This window comes from Microbacterium sp. SLBN-111 (genome assembly GCF_049739645.1).
Taxonomy (GTDB): Bacteria; Actinomycetota; Actinomycetes; order Actinomycetales; family Microbacteriaceae; genus Microbacterium.
The window spans coordinates 2,543,485-2,563,684 of record NZ_JBMGQH010000001.1; the positions used below are offsets into that span (position 1 = coordinate 2,543,485).

Annotated in this window: 11 protein-coding genes and 1 tRNA gene; 4 read left to right on the top strand and 8 right to left on the bottom strand. The window is 65.7% G+C overall.

What is annotated here, in order from left to right; genetic code table 11:
- Window positions 1-92 precede the first annotated feature (92 nt).
- The 3 genes from panB to RKD05_RS11785 are packed head-to-tail and all read right to left on the bottom strand — an operon-like array spanning window position 93 to window position 2,601.
- Window positions 93-956: a 3-methyl-2-oxobutanoate hydroxymethyltransferase gene (gene panB, locus RKD05_RS11775; protein ID WP_424710228.1), complete on the bottom strand. Its 864-nt coding sequence runs from the start codon at window positions 954-956 to the stop codon at window positions 93-95.
- Window positions 953-1,843: a pantoate--beta-alanine ligase gene (panC, locus tag RKD05_RS11780; RefSeq protein ID WP_424710229.1), complete on the bottom strand. Its 891-nt coding sequence runs from the start codon at window positions 1,841-1,843 to the stop codon at window positions 953-955. Before panC ends, panB begins: the two co-directional genes overlap by 4 nt.
- The gene (locus RKD05_RS11785; protein ID WP_424710231.1) at window positions 1,840-2,601 is read right to left on the bottom strand and encodes a DUF2520 domain-containing protein; all 762 of its coding nucleotides are present in this window, start codon (window positions 2,599-2,601) and stop codon (window positions 1,840-1,842) included. Before RKD05_RS11785 ends, panC begins: the two co-directional genes overlap by 4 nt.
- A gap of 167 nt (window positions 2,602-2,768) precedes the next feature.
- Between RKD05_RS11785 and RKD05_RS11790 the strand changes: the two genes are divergently transcribed.
- Window positions 2,769-3,893, top strand: coding sequence for a DUF5677 domain-containing protein (locus RKD05_RS11790; RefSeq protein WP_424710233.1), 1,125 nt, complete (start codon window positions 2,769-2,771; stop codon window positions 3,891-3,893).
- A 674-nt stretch (window positions 3,894-4,567) separates the two neighbouring features.
- Here RKD05_RS11790 and RKD05_RS11795 read toward each other — a convergent pair.
- Both RKD05_RS11795 and RKD05_RS11800 read right to left on the bottom strand, forming a co-directional pair.
- The gene (locus tag RKD05_RS11795) at window positions 4,568-4,927 is read right to left on the bottom strand and encodes a KTSC domain-containing protein (protein WP_424710234.1); all 360 of its coding nucleotides are present in this window, start codon (window positions 4,925-4,927) and stop codon (window positions 4,568-4,570) included.
- A 202-nt stretch (window positions 4,928-5,129) separates the two neighbouring features.
- Window positions 5,130-7,028, bottom strand: a complete 1,899-nt coding sequence (locus tag RKD05_RS11800; RefSeq protein WP_424710236.1) for an AAA family ATPase — start codon at window positions 7,026-7,028, stop codon at window positions 5,130-5,132.
- A gap of 287 nt (window positions 7,029-7,315) precedes the next feature.
- Here RKD05_RS11800 and RKD05_RS11805 point away from each other — a divergent pair, with 287 nt between their 5' ends.
- From RKD05_RS11805 to RKD05_RS11815, 3 genes are all read left to right on the top strand, one after another.
- On the top strand, window positions 7,316-10,645 hold the full coding sequence (locus tag RKD05_RS11805) for a LamG-like jellyroll fold domain-containing protein (RefSeq protein ID WP_424710238.1): 3,330 nt from the start codon (window positions 7,316-7,318) through the stop codon (window positions 10,643-10,645).
- A gap of 204 nt (window positions 10,646-10,849) precedes the next feature.
- The gene (locus RKD05_RS11810) at window positions 10,850-17,023 is read left to right on the top strand and encodes an RHS repeat-associated core domain-containing protein (RefSeq protein ID WP_424710240.1); all 6,174 of its coding nucleotides are present in this window, start codon (window positions 10,850-10,852) and stop codon (window positions 17,021-17,023) included.
- 179 nt (window positions 17,024-17,202) lie between these two features.
- Window positions 17,203-17,610 (top strand): hypothetical protein, encoded by a 408-nt coding sequence (locus RKD05_RS11815; protein ID WP_424710241.1) that lies wholly within the window; start codon window positions 17,203-17,205, stop codon window positions 17,608-17,610.
- Between the two features lie 384 nt (window positions 17,611-17,994).
- Here RKD05_RS11815 and RKD05_RS11820 read toward each other — a convergent pair.
- From RKD05_RS11820 to RKD05_RS11830, 3 genes are all read right to left on the bottom strand, one after another.
- Window positions 17,995-18,067: transfer RNA gene (locus tag RKD05_RS11820), tRNA-Lys, on the bottom strand.
- Between the two features lie 73 nt (window positions 18,068-18,140).
- Complete coding sequence (locus RKD05_RS11825) at window positions 18,141-19,148, bottom strand: FecCD family ABC transporter permease (protein WP_424710242.1); 1,008 nt, start codon at window positions 19,146-19,148, stop codon at window positions 18,141-18,143.
- Window positions 19,145-20,194: a FecCD family ABC transporter permease gene (locus tag RKD05_RS11830; RefSeq protein ID WP_424710243.1), complete on the bottom strand. Its 1,050-nt coding sequence runs from the start codon at window positions 20,192-20,194 to the stop codon at window positions 19,145-19,147. Before RKD05_RS11830 ends, RKD05_RS11825 begins: the two co-directional genes overlap by 4 nt.
- Between the last annotated feature and the right edge of the window lie 6 nt (window positions 20,195-20,200).

Genomic DNA, 20,200 nt, shown 5'->3' on the forward strand with positions numbered 1-20,200 from the left:
GCGATGAAAGCTCGCCCGCAGATGCTCGATCTTCTGCCCTAGGAGCCAAACCGAACGGGGCAACCGAGGAGCGCGGCGCGGTCGCGCGTGCCTCAGCTGTCGCCCAGGCCCTCGACGTACTCGCGCACGGCCGCGGCGACCTCGGCGGATGCCGGGTACACGTGCTCCGCGGCGGGGAACGCGCCCTCGCGGACCTCGCGCGCGTACGCCTCGACGGCCTCGACCATCGCGTCGCCGACCGCGGCGTACCGCTTCACGAACACCGGCGTGCGCCCCTCCGTGATCCCGAGCAGGTCGTGCTGCACGAGCACCTGCCCGTCCGCCGGGCCCGCCCCGATCCCGATCACCGGGATGCGCAGCGCCTGACGGATCGCGTCGACCACGTCGGCGGGGACGGCCTCGATGACGAGCGCGAACGCGCCGGCATCCTGAACCGCGAGAGCGTCGCGCGCGACGCGGATCGCGTCGTCGGTCGTGCGGCCCTGCGCGCGGAGTCCGCCGAGCGCCGTCGCCGTCTGCGGGGTGAGACCGACGTGGCCGACGACGGGGATGCCGGCGTCCACGATGGCCCGCAGACGCGAGAGCCGGGCGGGGTTCGCTCCCTCGAGCTTGACCGCCTCGGCACCGGCCTCCTGCACGAACCGCACCGAGGTCGCCACGGCCTGCTCATCGCTCAGCTCGGTCGTGCCGAACGGGAGGTCGCACACGATAAGTGGTGTCTGCACCGCGCGGCGCACGGCCTTGGCGAGCGTCAGCATCTCCTCGAGCGTCACCGAGGTCGTGTCCGGGAGGCCCAGCACGACCTGCGCGCCGGAGTCTCCGACCAGCACGATGTCGACGCCCGCGCGCTCCGCGACGCGGCCCGTCACGAAGTCGTAGGCCGTGACCATCACGAGGGGTGTTCCCGCATCGGCGAGCTCGCGCAGCGAGCGCAGGGTGACTTTCGAACGCGTCATGAGTGAGTGCTCCCGTCCGGGCCAAGGGGGATGCGGTCGTCCTGACCCGGGACCAGCACCACGTTGTCGATGAGGCGCACCGGACCCACGCGCACGGCGAGCGCGAGGAGCGCGGGCCGCTCGACCTCCGTGATCGGCGCGAGGCTGTCGGCATCCACGATCTCGACGTACTCGGGGTCGAGACGGGCGAGCGCGGCACGCACCGTGTCCGTGAGGGACCGAGGATCCCGGATGCCATGGGCGAAGGCATCCTGTGCCGCCCGGAGCGCTCGCGGAATCGCCGCCGCGACCGCGCGGTCGCCGGGGGAGAGGCGCGTGTTGCGGCTGGAACGGGCGAGGCCGTCCGCGTCGCGGGACGTGGGACGCGCGACGATCTCGACCGGGATGCCGAGGTCCGCCACCATACGGCGGACGACGACGACCTGCTGGGCGTCCTTCGCGCCGAAGTAGGCGCGGTCGGGCTGGACGGCGAGCAGCAGCTTCGCGACCACCGTGGCGACCCCGTCGAAGTGCGAGCGGCCGCGCTTCGCACCCTCGAGCGTGCTGGTGATGGCTCCACCCACCGACACCATCGTGGCGAAACCGGCCGGGTACATCTCGGCGACGGACGGTGCGAAGACGACGTCGACGCCCGCCTCCGCGGCGAGGGCGACGTCGGCCGCTTCGGTGCGCGGGTAGGCGTCGAGGTCGGCGGCTTCGCCGAACTGCGTCGGGTTGACAAAGATCGAGAGGACCACGGTGCCGTTGTCGTCGCGCGCGGCGCGCAGGAGCGACAGGTGCCCCTCGTGGAGGGCGCCCATGGTGGGGACGAACCCGACGCCGTCCGCTCTGTGCGGGGCGAGCGCCGCGCGCAGTTCGGCGACGGTGCGGACGATCCGGGGGCTCACGGGGCGGCCGTCGTTCCGGCGCGCTGCGTTGCGGCCAGGTCGCGCGTCGCGTCGACGAGGGCGTCGAAGAGCGCGAGGCGGTCGGGGAGTCGCTCGGCGATCGCGGCGCGCTGTCGCGCGACGGTGACGTCGTCGCCGCGCGAGACGGGCCCGGTGAGGGCGGATGCCGCCCCGCGCTCGGCCCAGTTCTCGACGGCGGCGCGGACGAGCGGAACCAGAGCGTCCCGGTCGACGCCCGCCGTCGCGGCCAGGTCTTCGGCCAGGCCCTCGAGCGTGACCAGGAAGTTCGCGGCGATCGAGGCGGCCGCGTGGTAGGCGGCGCGATCCTCGTCGCGCACCGTGACACCCGTCATCCCGAGCACGTCCGCGAGCGCTTCCGCCGCGGCGTGCGCGCGCGGGGTCGTACCGGCGAGGGCTGCGGTCACCCCCGCGAAGGTCGCTCCGGCGCCCGTGACGGTCATGAGCGGATGGATGCCGAATGCCTCGTGCGGCGCGAGCACCGAAAGGTCGAGCGCGCCCGACAGGTGTCCGACGAGCCGGCCGGGCGCGATCACACGTGCCGCGTCGGCGATCGCGGCATCCGGCACGGCCAGGAGAACGATTCCGGCATCCGCGCCGTTCTCGCCCCGGCCCGCCGGGCCGATGATGTCGACGCCGGCGGTTTCGAGCGACGCTGCGAGCGCACGGCCCATGCGGCCGTCGCCGACGACGAGCACCGGTGCGTCGCGACGCAGGGCGGAGAGCGAGGAGGTCTGCATAGTGTGAGGGCGGGGCCCGCACGGGCGGCTGCGCCGGATTCCAGGGTATCGCGGCGGGGGTGGGGAGAGGCTGCGCTATCCGGCCACACGATCTGACGCGAGTGTTGGCGTGTACGCAGGGGGTTGTTCGCCGACCACTGGCGCATTAGCTGGCGCATGATCGTTAGGTGGACAGTTGCAGCGAGGAAGACGGCAGTATCGATCACTACGCGGACTGCGCGCGTCGAATGATGAAGACCTTGCGACGGAGCATCCGCTCGAGCGTGGCGCTGACGCGGCGACGCCTGGGTAGCTTGCACGGCTTCGAGGAATACACAGCTGCATTCGGGGAAACACTCGAGTGGCGTAACGAGGACCTCGGTTGGAACCTTGGCGTCGTTCGGCGGGCTGCCACGCTGGAGCTGAGTAAGCAACTCGACTCGATGGCTGGCGGTTTCGCCACAAATGCCTTCGCGCTGTTGACGGTTAGCGAACATATCAACAGTGAGGCTTCGGGCGCGTGGCGGTTGAGGCCCAATGCCTCAAGGCACAAGCTGGATGTGCTGTGTGAGCTTCATAGTCAAGCGCTCGGCGTTACGCAGGATGTGGTGTCGCTGATTCTCGCCGGTTCGCCAGCTGGAGCTTCTGCTCGATGGCGCAGCCTCTACGAACTGTCAACAATCGCTAAGTTCATCGCGCGGTCACCAAACGACGTGGCCGACCGGTATCAGAGCAGTCACTTGTTCGAGCTGAGGAAGGAGACTCGACTTCGCATAGAGGCGATCGGTCGTAAGGATCGAAAGCGCCGTGTCGCCGCGGAGGACGGCCTGCGTGAGCTCGACGACGCCTGTGAGCGCCTAGTCAAACGGCACGATGCTTCGATCATCCACCCGTACGGATGGGCGGCAAAACAGCTGAAGCAGAAGCGCGTCACTTTCCGTGATCTTGAAGAGCGCGTGCAAACCAAGGCGAGCAGATTGCGCTACATGGAGGCTTCGCAGCACGTCCACGCGCAGAGACTCTCGTCGATAAAGACGCTGAGACGTGGTAAAGCAGCTAGCTCACTATTTGTGGGTGGGCCCCTTGATGCCTCAATTGTTCAAGTCGATACGGTGTGGACCCTGCAAGCCATCAACGATGTGCTTGCCAGCCTTGTCTACAGGCGACAGGGGGTCCCGGAGGCGATCTACTGGTCCTACGCGGCCCACATGTTCGCGCTGGATGCCGCAACCGATACTTGGCGTTCGCCGTATACGGTCGATACCGGCCACCTTCGAGAACGTTTCTCGATCTCCGGGACGACAGTCAACTAGGTTCGCCGGAGTCTCCGTCAGGCAGTCGGTCCAGACGGGTCGCGGCTCGGGCCATCGCGCAGTGAACATGATCGACCTCTGCGAAAACCGTGCCGTTCCCTGGCGAAGGGCTCTGACGCCGCTGCGCGAGTCGATTCTCGCTGCGGATCGACGAAACGCAGTGTCTTGGCGCAGCGACTTTCAGTCCGACCGAGACCGATTCGCTTGTCGGCACAGGCACGGTCTCGATCCCTTCGCCAAAGTCCAACGATTTCCGTCGAACCATCCGGAACTGAACGTTCATCTCGACAAAGGCTTCCGCACGCACTCGCCCATCAAGTAGCCGCCACAATTCTGAGTCTCGCTCGGTCATACTCGGATACTCAGGATGAGTTGCCCACCTCCACAAAATGACAGCACCGCCCCGGCGGCGAGTTCCACTAGTGCAGCGTCGAGTGCCCAGCAAGGCGCGGCGGCTCACGGACGCAGAAAAGATCGTGTTCGTTCAACGCCGCGAGCGTGGAGCAGACGCGGACCTGCGCGAGAGTGCCGATGACGTTCGTCCTGGGATCAGGGACGTCATCGTCGCGTCATACCGACTCCGCGAGACGCTCGCGGTCATCGGCCGTCGGCACGGATTCGGTCCGAACGAGGTGAGCGAAGCTGCGAACGCTGGCCTCGTCATCGCCGGGAGGTCAAGCAAGTTTTCTGTAGCGGTGCCGCCGCACGATGCTTCCGACTCTCCGCCAGGGATTTGGCTGCAGCATACTTTCGTAGAGGCTTGGATCGACGTCGTGGTAGTCGTAGATGCCTCCATTCTGGAACTGAACCCGCAGAGTGTTGGACATAGCGTCGTAGCCTACTGCTGCGACATTCGTGGAGACGACTGGTTGCATCTGCATAATTCCCCCTAGTGCATCTAAGTCACCCAACCATCTCGCCACCCGGCCGTGATGGCGGACAGTGGTCCATTGAGTCCATAGCAGTCTAGGACTCCTGTCTTCGGGCGCCGGAGGTGAGGGGTCGGGACGTGAGCCAGCCCCCTTGGTTACCATGAGCGGTTTATCGAGCGAAGAGCGGAGGGGGCTCTATCGCCCACAAGCATGACGATGGCGTCGAGACCCCCGCCGCCCGTATCGCTAGACCGGGTCAACTCGACCGAGGAGGCGGAAGTGGCCCCGATTATCTTCGTCGACCTGAACGGTGCACATCTTCAGCTCACCGACGCTGGGTACAAAAACGTGGGCGTCAGCGCGTTCAGGTCACCAGTGCGCGAGCAGCATTGAGTACACCTATCAGTGCACCAGTGGGGTCAACAGGGCATTCCTGAGCGGCAAGGGCATATGTCGCTGCGTTCTTCCCCGCTGCGCCACGCCCGCTGTCCACGATCGACTGACGAGTCGTGTTCCAGCCGCTCCACTCGTTCTCGATCACGTCCTCCAGTCGGTCTGCCCAAACGTAAACATTGGCGCTTACCCGTCCTTCAGGGTTATCGACTACGGTCTCACCCAGATAGGAAAGCAGCCGTTGGTTCGTACCGATCTCGTTCTGCTCAGTGGCAGCGGCCTCTTTCTCGGGCTTCCCGTCAGCCCGCTGCCTCGCGCCGCAACCCTTGTCATTGTCGAATACGACGAGCGTCGGGATGGACAACTCCGCGAGAATTGCGTGAGGCGTGAATAGGTGTTGTTTCCCACCAGAGTAAGCGACGGTGACGCCCTCCGTCTCCAGGGCCGTCTGGCTCTTACGCGCCGAGATTCCATCGAGGATACCCTTATCGGTGTCGCCCTCCACCAAGACTACGGCGGCCGCGAAGAAGGCCTCGGCTAGGTTCTTGGTGCAGACCTGATCCCACCTTGACCGAAGAGCTGCGTCAGTCACGCCCGAGCCATCGAGCCGCTTTGCGACAGCATCTATGGATGCGAAGTGGATGGTGACCGACGGATGTTCGCCCGAGGCAGGCTGACGACGAGTGACACGGCGGACCTGATCGAAGAACCTCGGGTCGACGAAGTACGGCGAATGCGTCGCGTACATGACCTGGAGCCCACCCGTCGTGCTCTCGGACAGATCACGCAGAACCCTTGAGAAGACACGAGCCTGGGTGGGGTGTTGAAACAGCTCAGGTTCCTCAATGGCGAGACAGATTACGCTGCCGTCGTCATCTTGCGCACCGCGAGCAGCGAGCAACTTAAGCGAGGAGATAAGGAGCGCGCGCTGAAAGCCGTGTCCCTGCCGATCCACGCTAGTTTCGCTCAGAGCGTCGCTGATGGCGACGCTGATAGATGCCGGACTTGGGCGCATGTCCGGGGTTCGGGGGTGGAGCCGAACAGCTCGGCCAGCGGCGAAGACACCCACCTCGGCCGTCAGCGCCTCTGCCAGGTCCTTGAGCTGCTGTCCGAGGTGTTCCTCGTTGATTGCAGTCTGCTTCTCGCCCACCTCTCGGGCGAGGGCTTCGAACGCGACGTTCGCACTCTCGCGGTTGATCGCGCGCTCAAGGATGCGTCCGATAATCGTCTTCTTACCCTCCACGCTCTCTTCGCCGGCTCGAAGGTCGGCCGAAACAAGCACGTAGTCGAAGAGCCCCGAAAGCTTGTTTTGCCCGTTGAAGCCGAACAGATGCGTCACGCCGCTCTCCGTTTCTTCAAGCCGATCCGGGTTCTCGCTCTCCCATAGCGTCATCGCTTGGTCAGCAGCGCCGAGGTTTGTCCACTTCGGAAGTTCCGCCGCTTCACCGCTATTGATCAGAGCGTCCCAGAGGGCCTTCTTGTCCTTCGCTGACCCAGCAGCCCGGATTTCTTCGAAGGCTGGGAACGACCGCGCTCGCGCGGTCATCTTGTCGTTACCGCCGTCCCAGATCCGCCAGGCTGTGAAGGTCGTGGAGCCAGGGGGAGCGTAGGTCGGGCCTAAGGCCTCGCGGTCCTTGTCGTTGAGGTCAGTGAAGTTCACCTCGACGCTGATCCGGCGGTCCTGGGCGGCCCCAGAGTAAACATCCTCATCGGCTAGGCGTGGTTCGCCGTTGAAGAACCAGTCCAGTGCGCGGAGAACTGTCGATTTTCCCGCGCCGTTGGGTCCGACAAATGATGTCAGCGCATCCATATCGACGCGGACGTCTTCGAGACATCGGAAATTCCTGATTCTGACAGATTTGATGCGCATCTCCACACCTTAGATCGGGGCTGCGTGGCCGATGCCATCCTCGCAGCGCTGTGTCCGCCGGCCGCGCGCGACGCAGGCACATCTCGCGCCGGTCGAGAGCAGCCACCGCCAACGAATGCAGCAGATGCCCGCGGTGCTGAAGATGCTTGGCTAAGTCCCGTCGGGTGGGGCTCGTTCAGTGGTACTCGAATAAATCGGGAAGGGCTTCCCACCTCCGTAAGCTAGCCGCAGCAGGACCTGGCCGGCGTCCGGATATGCAGCGAACCATGCCACGTAAGGCTCGGCAGTTGACTGACGACGAGAAGATGGCGTTCGTTGAGGGTTACGAACGGGGTGAACCGATCGCGGATCTAGCCACGAAGCTCGGTGTTCATCGAACGACGCTCGACAACTTGATCAGGCGGCTCGAGCTCACCCGCGAGGATCCGGACGCCGTCCCGCCGGCGGTCAGGGACGAGATCGTTGCGTCGTACCGAGCGGGGGAGACGCTTGCAAGCGTCGGTGGCAGGCATGGCTTCAGCTCGAACAAGGTGCAGCGGTTGCTGGTAGCGGCGAGGGAGCCGATCCGAGCTCGTGGACCGAGGAAGCGAGCGGTGACGAGCGAGCGGCTTCGCGAGATCGTCGCGCGCTACAAGCAGGGCGAGGCGATCGAGGCCGCTCGTGACGAGGCCGCCGTGACAAATACTCCGGTGGTTGTCGAGGAGCTGACGACAGCCACGGAGCAGACGAAGGCATTGCCGAATGGGTCGATGGGGTACGAAGTCTCCACCGTACCGGTGCGTACGGAGCGGTCCGAAGGTGAATGGGTTCCGATTGACACCAATCTGGTGCTACGTGATGGCTGGTGGGAACCGCAAGATTCGGCTAGACCTGTGCGCTTTTCCGCCGGAGGGACAGATGAGCTGACCCAGATACGTACGGAGGGCGGGGAGTGGCTGACCGAGACGTGGGCCCACGGCGCTCTCCCCGAGCCGGTCATCGATGGAAGTAACGCGACGTATCCGAACGTCTTCGAGGACGTCGATCTGCGTCTCACCGCGACCGAACTAGGCATGGCCTCCGTCTACGTCGTGCGGACTCCTCAGGCGGCGGCCAGCCACGAACTCACAGATCTTGCAGTCGAGCTCGAAGGCGCCGCGATCACACGCGAGTCGACCGGTGAATACATCGCCGAAACGGCTACTGGCGACACCATCACGGCGGCGTCTCCGCTCTGGTGGGATTCCTCGGGCGGGGGAACGGCGGAGGGCCCGGGCCTCACAGCCGGAGCTATGGGCGTTGACCACAGCGCCGATGCGACCAGCATCAGCCTCGACGTGGGCGCAACGGTCGAGGGGACAGCGCCGCAATACCCGGTCTTCATCGATCCGGACTGGAACACGGGACAGAACGCTGGATGGTACACCGATGATGCGTACCCGGGGGAGCACTACCTCAATCAGGACACCCTTGGCATGGGGCGATACGGCCAGTACAACGGCGACGCGTTCTTCGAGTTCAGGATCGCGGCTCTCGCGGGCAAGCAGATCCTGAACGCTCAGATGTCCACCACCCAATTGGCCGTCGCAGCATGGCCCAACAATCCCGTTCGCGTACGGCTCTTCGGGCACCAAGACGCCGGATTCAATCGTTACCAGCAGAACAACAGTCTGTGGGGACCTCAACAGGGCGGCTCACAGAGCCCAGGCACATGGCAAGGCCCCGCAGTAACGGTCGGCTGGGGAGTGACCGATGGCGTTCGAGCGCGGGTGGGCGGCGAGTGGGTGCAATTCGGGCTGTCCGCAGAGGACCCGAACGCGTCTCAATCGCGCCGGCACTTCAGCCGCGCGGCCACCCTGTACGTGAGCTATAACACCCCGCCGGACACGCCGACCAATCTCCGGTTTGTTTCGCCGAATAGGTCCTGCGGTACGAGCCAGGCGCAGGCGTACATCTCGGCGACGAGTGTGACGGTCGGGTTCAATCAGACAGACCCAGACCCGGGCAACGTGGACACGAACGTCTACCTTTACCGCACGGGAGAATCCACCCCGGTCCAGCAGCGCTCGCCGGGCTTGGGTGCCCAGGGGGCAAAGTCCGTCACCTTTACCGATCTTCAGGATGGCCAGTCGTACGCCTGGATCGCCCGAGGTAGCGATTGGATAATCGACGGAACGTCATTCTCTGCCTGGTGCGGGTTCGAGATCGATCGCACAGGGCCGAGCGTCCCCACGTTGACGCCACCGACAACAGCACTCGTTGTCGGCAAGTCGGCGTCCGTGACGCTCGCTAATCCGGCCTCAGATCGGGTGGCATTCGTTGCATACGCTTTGCTGCCGGCGGGGTCTTCGAGCGGGTTCGTGTTTGACGTCTTCGCATCGCCGCCAGCCTGTGGAAGCACGGTGGGCACCGTGCGTATCGCCTGTCCGAACGCCAGCGGTGTGACAACCATCTCCGTCACGCCCACCGAATCAGTTTCCACGCTCGTAGCTATTCCTTATGACGTAGCGGGAAACCCTGGTGTGGTCCCCGGGGCCCCGGCCGGTCAGGCCGGCACAGTAGGAGCGTCCTACCGCCTCACGGCCTCTAACGACCCGCAGGTGAGTTTCGCCTCCGGGAACGTCTGGCTCACGCAGGCGCAAGAAGGGCCGCTGGACTCCAGGATCCCGAGCACCAAAGGCTGGGACAATTCATCGCTCATCCTTGGGCTGGACGCGTCCCGGCGGTTGTCGGCTAATCCACTCTCTCCGACCAGCCCTCTCAAGAACCCGGTCCTAGGATTCCATGACCCGTCTGGTCTCAAGGTTCTTGATGACGATGTCAGCGCTGTGATTTCGGTCGCGTCGACGGGCAGCGGTGCCGCAGAAGTGTGGTCGTGCGTATACAACGGGGCACAGATTGTCGGATCCGCTGCGCTCTGTACCGAGCTGTCAGGCGCCAGCAACTCGACTCTGCTCGGGTACACGTGGACGAGTGCCGAGTTGACGCCCGGGCGCGGGGTGCCACTCATCGTGTGCCGTGCCGCCCGGCGAGGCGGGGACGTCTACATGACCAGCTTCACACCGTGCCCGGAGAGTATCGCGGCAGCAAGGGTGTTCTTCGTGGAACAGTTGGGTTACGTCAGTCCGTCGGCGCGCACCGCGGGACCCACCACTCGCTCAGACAGCGCTTCCGCCGTGAACTTCAACGCGTCATTCACGGCAGCGGCATGGCTGAAACCTGGCTCGGGCACCGCGGCAGCGCTGAGCACCAGTGTCAGTGGTGCCGGGATGAGCCTGGGATCCAGTTCCACGTCATGGCGCTTCTGTCTCCGACCATCCCCGTCAGGTACGCAGAAGTGCGTCACAACAGCTCGACAGAGCACCTCGGTGTGGACGCACGTTGCGGGTGTGTGGGACGCCGGCAACAACGAGATGCGATTGTTCATCAACGGTCAAAAGGCTGCCACGGTCTCGTACTCCTGGCCTTCAGGAACCACTCTGGGAAGCGCCGCGCTCGATGTGGGAGCAACCTTGGACGGCTCCTCGGTCGTGTCCCGTTGGACGGGTCAGATTGCGGATCCTGCTGTGTTCGCTGGTGTCGCGACGTCTAGTCAGCTCAGTGTGCTGCGGACTGGTCAAGACCCCCTTAACGGCTGAACGTCGGCCGCCGAAATGAGTGCTTTCATGCGTCGATCCACCGCCCGTCACCGCCGCGGACGCCGTTCCTTGGTGCTCGGTCGTCGCCCCATTCGGTGGGGTGGGGCACCCCTTCTCACGGTTGTCGCCCTGATCATTGGGCACGCGTTGCCTGCGGGTGTACCCGCTGCCGTGGCAGCGGAGCGTCGTTCTGGGTTTCCGGGGATGCAAACGATCGCGGAAGTCACTGGCGATCTCGCGGGCGTCAAGGAACAACCTTCCGTTGACCAGACGGCGACAGTTTCCACGACGGCGCCGGTCGCACCACAGAAGCAAGATCTGGCCTTGGCGAGCGGCGCTGACCCCGTCACGGTCGGGGACACCGGAATCAAGGTGGTCGCGGCCGGAGAAGCCGACAGCCGCGAACTGTCTGTGGAGGTTCTGGATGGGCCGAGCCGGGCCGCACTGGGAAACACCGACCTTGCTCTGAAGATCACCCCCCGCACGGGCGAGCTGGGGGATGTGTCTTTCACTATCCCGGACGCTGTCGTGGACGGTGGGTTTGGTGGGGACTATGCGGGTCGGGCGCGCTGGGTGCAGGTGCCCACTGACGAAGCGGGAAAGTCGACATCGAAGCCCACGGCGGTGCCAGAGGCACGTTCGGGAGACACGCAGACGTTGACGATGTCTGCCTCCCGAACGTCGGTGCTGATGGCGACATCGTCCACGACGTCGTCCTCGGGGACCGGGTCTTATGCGGCGACGCCGTTGAAGCCGTCGAGCACGTGGGACGTGTCCGCGCAGACGGGCGCGTTCGCGTGGTCATACCCCATTGCGCTGCCTGCTGCGCCCGCGGGGGATACGCCCACTATCGCTCTGCAGTACAACTCGCAGCTCGTCGACGGGGCCACAGCCTCGACCAACAATCAGCCCTCCGCGGTGGGAGAGGGGTGGACGCTCACGGGAGGCGGGTTTATCGAACGGCGCTATGTTCCGTGTGCGCAGGAACAGGCGCCGGGATCCCCGGTGGCGGGTAAAGCGGACCTGTGCTGGGCCACTGATAACGCGACGATCTCGTTCGGGGGACGGTCGGGCGCGCTGGTGAAGGATTCCTCCTCGGGGGTTTGGAAACTCCAGGGCGATGACAATTCTCGTGTGGAGCGGCTGACGGGGCAGGCGCAGGGGTGCGCCACCAACGGGACGTACAACCAGGAGTGCTGGCGACTGACGACGACGAACGGGACGCAGTACTACTTCGGTCTGAACCGTCTACCCGGGTGGAGTAGCGGGAAGTCCGTCACGAACTCGGCGTGGACAGTACCGGTGTTCGGAAATGACAACGGAGACCCGTGTAAGGCTTCCACGTTTGCCGCCTCGTCGTGTCAGCAGGGGTGGAGATGGAACCTGGACTACGTCGTCGACGTCAACGGCAACGCTCAGGCCTTCTACTACGCCGCTGAGACGAACAAGTACCGCGCCAACGACAGCACGGTCACGAGCTACGTCCGCGGGGGCCAGCTCATAAGAGTCGAGTATGGGCTCAAGAGCAGCACGGTGTACGCAGCGAACGCCGCGACCGGCCGCGTTCTCTTCGGCTATGACGCTAAAGGCCGATGCAATCCGGCGAATGCGAGCGCCTGCTCGAGTGTCACGCTCGGTGGCGACGCGACCACCCCGACAACGCCTTCCGCCTACCCGGACGTCCCGTTCGACCTGAATTGCACGACTGGCACGTGTTCCGGGCAGACGTCGCCGTCGTTCTGGACGACAGCGCGGCTGACCACGATCACCCCTCAGGTGTACACGCCGTCCGGCTATCAGGCAGCGGACAGGTACGCGCTCACACATTCCTTCCCGGATCCCGGCGACGGACAAGCCGCCGCGCTCTGGCTCGACAGCGTCCAGCGCACCGGCGCACGAGGAACCGACCGTGAGATCGTCGAGAACCCCACGACGTTCCTCAAGACGTCCCTGCAAAACCGGGTGTGGGTCGTGGACGGCCTGGCACCCCTCGACAAATTCCGAGTTTCCTCGATCGCTCTTCCCTCCGGTGCCCGGATTTCCGTGAACTACTCCGCGCAAGAATGCACGGAAGCCATGGCACCGACCATCTTGGCTGCACCGTGGAACAACACCCGTCGATGCTTCCCCATGTGGTGGACCCCGGATCTCAGCATCGCCGCACCCGCACGCCAGGACCTGTTCCACAAGTACGTCGTCACGTCGATGATCGAGGACCCGTATACCGGCGGAGGCGGATCACCCGCGCAGCGCACGCAATACCTTTACACCGGGACACCCGGCTGGCGATACGTGGACGACCCCCTCGTCCCCAGCGACCGTCGTTCCTGGTCCGAGTACGCCGGGTACGACAAAGTTGAAGTCCGCGTCGGCGACCCCGACTACCCCGCGACGCAGCAGACGACCCAGTACACGTTCTACCGCGGACTGAACGGAGACCGGGCGAATGCGTCGGGCGGCACAAAGTCGGTCACCGTGACAGGAACGTCGGTGCCTGATGACCGCTGGTTCGGGGGGCTCACCCGCTCGGAGAAGGTTCTTCGTGGAGTCGGCGGGGCGACGGTCAGCGAAACCACCACGACACCCTGGGCCTCCGCGGTCACGGCGGACGACGGCCTGAGGCAGGCGCGGATCCTCGGAGTGTCGCGTCAGAACATCACTACTCCGCTGTCTACGGGTGGGACGCGCACGACGAGCACCATCAGCACGATGGACGCCCGAGGGTTCGTCACGCAGGTGTCGTCCGAGGCTGGCTCCGGTCAGCGCGCGACCTGCACCACCACAAGCTATGCCGCTGACAACACCTCGTCATGGGTCATTGGTCTTCCGAGCGTGGTCACTGACTACGACCTGCCCTGCTCGCAACTGGGAAGCGCCGTTGTCCCGACGAACGTTACGTCGCACAAGACCTTCGCTTATGACGGTGGCGCCGTGGGCGCTGCAGCGTCAAAGGGTCTTCCAAGCGAGACGAAGGAGGCCTCGGGTTTCGCGGGTAACACCCTGGCGTCGGCAACGATGATCCGCTCGAACACGTATGCCTACGACGCGATGGGCCGCCCCACCAGTTCCACGGATGCCGGCAATCGCACGGTATCTACGACTTACTCACCCTCCGCCGCGGCCGCGGCCGGATCCGGACCTCTGCTTACGACCACGGTCACCAACCCGCTGGGGTGGACCACCTCGACAACTGTGGATGCCTTCCGCGGTCTCCCGCAGACAGTGACCGACGAAAACGGCAACGTCATCAGCACGGCTTATGACGGGCTGGGTCGCCTCACGGCTCTTTGGCGAACGGACCGCCCGAAGGGGTCGCACCCCGAGCCCTCCGTCGCCTACGAATACGGTGTGTTCTCCGACAAGCCGTCGTACGTGAAGACGACGACGATCGTCGGTGACGGATTCTCGACAAGCTACGCGCTCTATGACGGACTCGGCCGGCCCGTGCAGACCCAGGGCCCCGTCGTCGGTGGAGGTGCCGTGATCACCGACACCGAATACGACGCCGCAGGCCGCGAAGTGGCGACGAACGACGCGTATTACGCACCGGCCGTCACTCCTGGAACGGCTCTGTTCGTTCCTTCGGCCGTGAATCAGATCGCGTCGAGGACAGAGACCACCTACGACGGTGCGGGATTCGCCACCGCCGAGGTGCTCCGATCCTTCGGTGCAGAGATCCGGCGCACGACCCAGGTCTACCGCGGAAGTGACCGTATCGACGAGACCCCGCCCTCCGGCGGCATCCCCCGATCGACCTTCACCGACGCGTGGGGTCAGACCACCCGCGTCACGGACTGGATGGGCGCGATCGACGGTACGGGCGTCGCGTCGACGTCCCTGAGCTACCAGTACAACGGCCGCGGGGAACGGACCCGGCTGACGGACGGCGAGGGAAACCAGTGGACCTGGACCTACTCTCTGCAGGGACTTCCCACTGCCACGACTGACCCCGACTCCGGGACGACGAGCTACACCTACGACGCACTCGGCAACGTCACCACATCCACCGACGGACGCGGCATCACCCGCGGCTTCACGTACGACAAGCTGAACCGCAAGACCACCGAGCGTGCCGGTGGCACATCTGGTTCCATCCTTGCTTCGTGGACCTACGACACCCTGGCCAAGGGGCTTGTCAGCTCGTCGTCCCGATTCGACGGCGGCCTGGAGTACAAAACTGCGATCAAGGGCTATGACACGGGATATCGTCCGACCGGCTCCACGCTGACGATCCCGCAGGGTGCTCCGGCATTCGGGGGCACGTCGTACGCGACCAACAACTACTACAACGAAGACGGCACTCTGTATGCCACCACCCGACCGGCAGTCGGGGGCCTACCTGCGGAAACACTCATCTCCACGTACGACATCCTGGGGCGGCAGGCGGGACTTCTTGCGCAGTTCGGCACCTCATACGCGTCGGCGGTGAGCTACCAACCGACCGGAGAAGTCGGGCAGATCGTTCGCCCCGGCACGGTATGGAGCGCGCTGACCCTCGGGTATGACCCGGCAACGAGACAGTTGAGCAGTCTCGATGAAACCACCCGTCGCAACAACACGGTCTTCACCCAGGAAGCCCACCGTGAGTACACCCGCAACGCCGCCGGGCTGATCACCAAGGCCGTCACGACGTCGGACTCACAGTCTGCGGACACGCAGTGCTTCCAATACGACGCCAACCAGAACCTCTCCAACGGGTGGACACCCGCCTCCGGAGACTGCACGACCGGGCCGACCGCCACCCGCGGAGGACCAGCACCCTACCGGGTCGCCTACAGCGTCGACCGCGACACCGGCAACAGGCTCTCGGTCAAGACATGGACGGGGTCGACAACCACCACCGCGACCTACACCTACCCCGCCGCTGGCGGCACCCGTCCGCACGCGGTCGCGCAAACCACGACGGTCAGCGGAACCCAGACCACGGTAACGAGCTACGCCCACGACGCCGGCGGATCCATGACCACGCGCGGAGCGCAAACCCTCGCGTACGACGAAGCCGGACGACTCTCGTCCGTCGCCACCGGCTCGACAACCGAAAAATCACTGTACGGCGCGGACGGTGCACTCCTCATGCGCTGGGGAGCGGCAGACGGAGCCTCGCTGTTCATCGGCGACACCACCCTCAGAGACAAATCCGGCGTGAAGACCGGGATCCGGACCTACGCGGTCGCCGGCATCACGGTCGCCGAGCGGGTTTCCGGCTCGACAGGCGGGCTGTGGTGGTCCTCCCCCGACCCTGTCGGCACCGTCAACCTCGAAATCAACGCCTCCACTGGCACGGTCACCCGCCGATGGACCGACCCGTTCGGACTCACCCGGGGAAGCGGCACCGCCTGGTCCTCCAACCTCGGATACCTCAACCAGCCCCGCAGCTCCACCGGACTCACCCAACTCGGGGCACGCGCCTACGACGCCGAACTCGGACAATTCATCACCGTCGACCCGTTGATGGACACGTCCAACCCGCGGCACACCAACCCCTTCGCTTATGCCTTCAACTCACCGATCTCCTACTCCGACGCGGACGGCCTCGAGCCACGTCCCGGGCACAAGGGCATCATCGTCGGATCCTCCAACAACACGCAGCCAGGGTCCAAGAGCCCCGCAGCCGCACCCGCCGCTGGCAATACCGGCGGCGGGAACCCGCCGGCTGCATCCCAAACGGAACAGCAATGGTGGAACCCCTGGTCCTGGAACGAAGAGACCTGGCGCGGCGTCGGAACCGTCGCCGTTGTCGTGGGCTCCGTCGTCGCCACTGTGGCGATTGGGGCGTGCGTAGTAGCCACCGCGGGTATCTGCGCTGCCGTGGGGGTGGGGATCGGTGCAGTTGCTGGCGCAGTAGTTGGGGCATCAACTTCAGCCGCGCTCTACCAACTTGAGCCAGGCCCGAAGACCGCGGAGGGCGCGTTCGGGGCGCAGCTCACGGGAGCCGCATTGGGCCTCGTCGGCGGAGGAACAGGCATCGCTGTCAAATCGGTCACCACCGCGGCAGCCAACCTGGAGCGTGTGGCTGTTGTCGAAACCACCGCCAAGCTGACCGCCAAGGCGGACGATGTACACGCGGTGCTGGATCCGATTGCGTCAAAGCAACGAACAACCGCCGCCTTGTCGACGAAAGAGGGCACGACAATAGTCGGTGGAGGCGCCCGAGATCTGAATCCAGCTCAGGTCACGGTCGCGACACAAGATGGCGCGCAGGTCGCACGATCCTCTGGCGCACACGCTGAGGTTACCGTGGTGGAATATGCGAGGGACAAGGGGTTGACTCCTCAAGTTATAGTTGCCACACGAAACTTCTGTGATCGCTGTACGTCTTTTCTTGAATCCGAGGGTGCGACGATTGTGGGCCCTCGCACGGCCCGGTGGGATAAATGATCAAATTTGATACTGACACCTTCCGTCTAGAGCTCGAAAGGTGCTCCGCTCAACAGCTCCTGGCAATTTCCGCGGCGAGCGCTCAACGCACTTTTGCAGTGATTGAGCGGCGCACTGACCGCCTTGGTGCTAAGACAGTGGAGGCTCTCTCAGGACTTATAGATAGGTTGTGGAACTCGATGTCTTCGGAGGTCGACATCTCGCCGAACGATCGAGATTTTGCTGAGAAGCTCGTGCCGGACGACGAAGGTGGTGATTGGTCCCCAGCTACCGCGTACCTGCAGAACGCGGCGGCGGCGACCGCCTTCGCGTTGGACGTCGCTCTAAAGGGGCGCGCGCAGGACGCATTCTGGAGCGTTACGCAGGTATTCGAACTTGCCTACTTTGAGGCACTTCGGCAAGATCCGGACCTCGACCTCAATACGGAACGGGGTCGCGTAGCTGCGCTCTCAACTGAGGTCGTGCAAGTTTCGATCTCAGGTATCCGTGCAGATGTTCAAGCGGTAGCGAATGGGGCCAGCGCAAGCGAACTGCGTGCGCGCGTCATCGGCGATTCAATTATATGGGCGTTGCTCTTCACCGGATGAGCTGTCCTTGACCCTCGATGGTGACTCGAGGGGACAGTGATAGCGATCGCACTCAGCCCAAGAGGCACGACCACGCCAGGCTTCCTAACTGTGTTAAGAGTTCGACGCGCGAACGATCGAACGACATCGCCCTTTGCTCCACAATTGGCGGGGTGTCGTTGCCGCACGTGGGCTCATGGGTCAGCCGCGGTGATGGCGCCACCAGATGGGAATCGTCTCGGTGCCCAGATCCAGCAGGCACCGGTAGGCGGCCCGGCAATGGCTGGCGTGGAGGTCGGGATCTCGTCAGAACGCCAGTGCTATAAGCCGACCCCAGCCTGAATTCAACATCCGCGCCGAGTATTGCTGACGTGCGAACTTCCAATCGAGTAGCCGCCACAACTGTGGGCCCCGTGGGGCTCGAACCCACGACCCGCGGATTAAAAGTCCGATGCTCTACCGACTGAGCTAGAGGCCCGTGGCATCCACCCTACCGGCGGTAGCCGGGTGCCCGCGTCCGCGTGCGGCATCAACCCCGCGCAGAGACCCCCTCACCGCCGCCCCCGCGACACGACCCAGAACAGGTACGCCCCGCCCACCACGCCGGTGAGCAGCCCTACCGGGATCTGCAAGGGTGCCAGCGCGCGCTGCGCGATCACGTCGGCGACGAGCAGCACCGTCGCGCCGGTCACCGCCGACGCGAGAAGCGGGATGCCACTGGCCCCCGTCACGCGTCGCGCCAGCTGCGGCGCGGCCAGCGCCACGAAGCCGATCGGCCCGGCGACGGCGGTCGCCGTGCCGGTGAGCAGTGCGGCGACGACGATGAGGAACAGCCGGACCCGCCCCAGCCGCACGCCCAGCGCCCGCGCCGTGTCGTCGCCGAGCTCGATCGCGCGGAAGTCCCGGTGCACCGCCGCGATGCCGATCGCGAGCACGCCGATCGACACCGCGAGGGTCAGCACGTCGCTGCCCGACGTGGCCGCGAGACTCCCGTACACCCACTGGCTGGCGTTCCGGGCGATCTCGAGCGGCGCGCGGGTGAGGAGGTAGTCGTTCACCGCGGCCAGCAGGATCGCGAGGGCGATGCCCGCGAGGATCGTGCGCTCCTTCGAAATCCCCGCGCTCCGTGCGATGAGCATCACGATCGCGACCGTCAGCAGCCCGCCGATCCAGGCGCCGGGCGCGGGGGAGGCGGCCGGGGCGATGAGCGTGAGCCCGACGAGCGCGCCCGTGGCCGATCCGGCGCTGAATCCCACGATGTCGGGGCTCGCGAGCGGGTTCCGCGCGAGCGTCTGGAACACCGCGCCCGCCAAGCCCAGCGCGGCGCCGATCAGCAGGGCGGCCGCGATGCGTGGCATCCGCATCCCGAGAACGACCAGCGACGTGCGCGCATCGCCGTTGCCCTGGAGAGCGGATGCCACCTCGCCCGGCGACGCCTGGAACGAACCGGTCAGCACGCCGACGACCGCCGCCGCGAGCGCGACCGCGAGCGTCGCCGCCACGGCGACGGCGTAGCGCGCGCGGCGACGGGACCGCACGCGCGGGACGGCGGAAATCACGACGCCGTCCTCCGCAGCACGAGCCACAGGAGCAGGGGTGCGCCGAGGAACGCCGCGACGATCCCGGCCTCGACCTCGGCGGGGACGGCGATGACGCGTCCGATCACATCGCTCGCGAGCGTCAACGTCGCGCCACTCAGTGCAGCCAGGGGAAGCTGGGCGCGAAGACCCGGCGGACCCGCGCGGCGGACGACATGGGCGACGAGCAGGCCTATGAAGGCGAGAGGGCCGGCCGCCGAGGTCGCCGTCGCGCACAGCAGCGTGATCGCGGCCCCGGATGCCGCCAAAACGAGCGCAGGGGAGACGCCCAGCGCCCGCGCCAGGTCGTTGCCGAGGCGTAGCTGATCGAGCCCGCGCGCGACCACCACGGCCAGCACCAGGCCGGCGACCGCGAATGGCAGGAGCTGGACCGCGACATCGGCATCCCGTCGTTCGAACGATCCCACGGCCCAGAACCGGAACGACTCGAACGTGTCGTCGTCGGCCAGCGTGATGATGCGCACGACCGCGGTCAGACACGCGCTCAGCGCGACCCCGGCCAGCACGAGTCCCACGGCACCGCCGCGACCGCCGGGGCGTGCCGCGAGGTACACGGCCGCGGCCGCGCCGGCCGCTCCGGCGAAAGCGAACCATACGTATCCGCTCGCGGTGCCGATGCCGAAGAACGCGATCGCGACCACGACCCCCACCGCGGCGCCGGCGTTCACGCCGAGCAGGCCGGGGTCGGCGAGCGGGTTCCGCGTGGCCGCCTGCATGAGCACCCCGGCGACGCCGAGTGCGGTGCCCACGAGCAGCGCGGTGAGCGTGCGGGGGAGCCGCAGGTCGTGGACGATGACGGCCGTGGCATCCCTCCGGTCCGAGAACAGGGCGGAGATCACATCGGGGAACGCGAGGGGACGGGATCCGACGGCCAGGCTGGCGACGATGACCCCCGCGAGCAGCGCCACGATCGCCAGCGTTGCGACGACCGTGCGCACTCGCCGCCTCTGCCGCCGGGCGGCGACCAGCGTCGCCGCGGGAGCAGCTCCCACGTCAGTCACCGGCATGTAGCT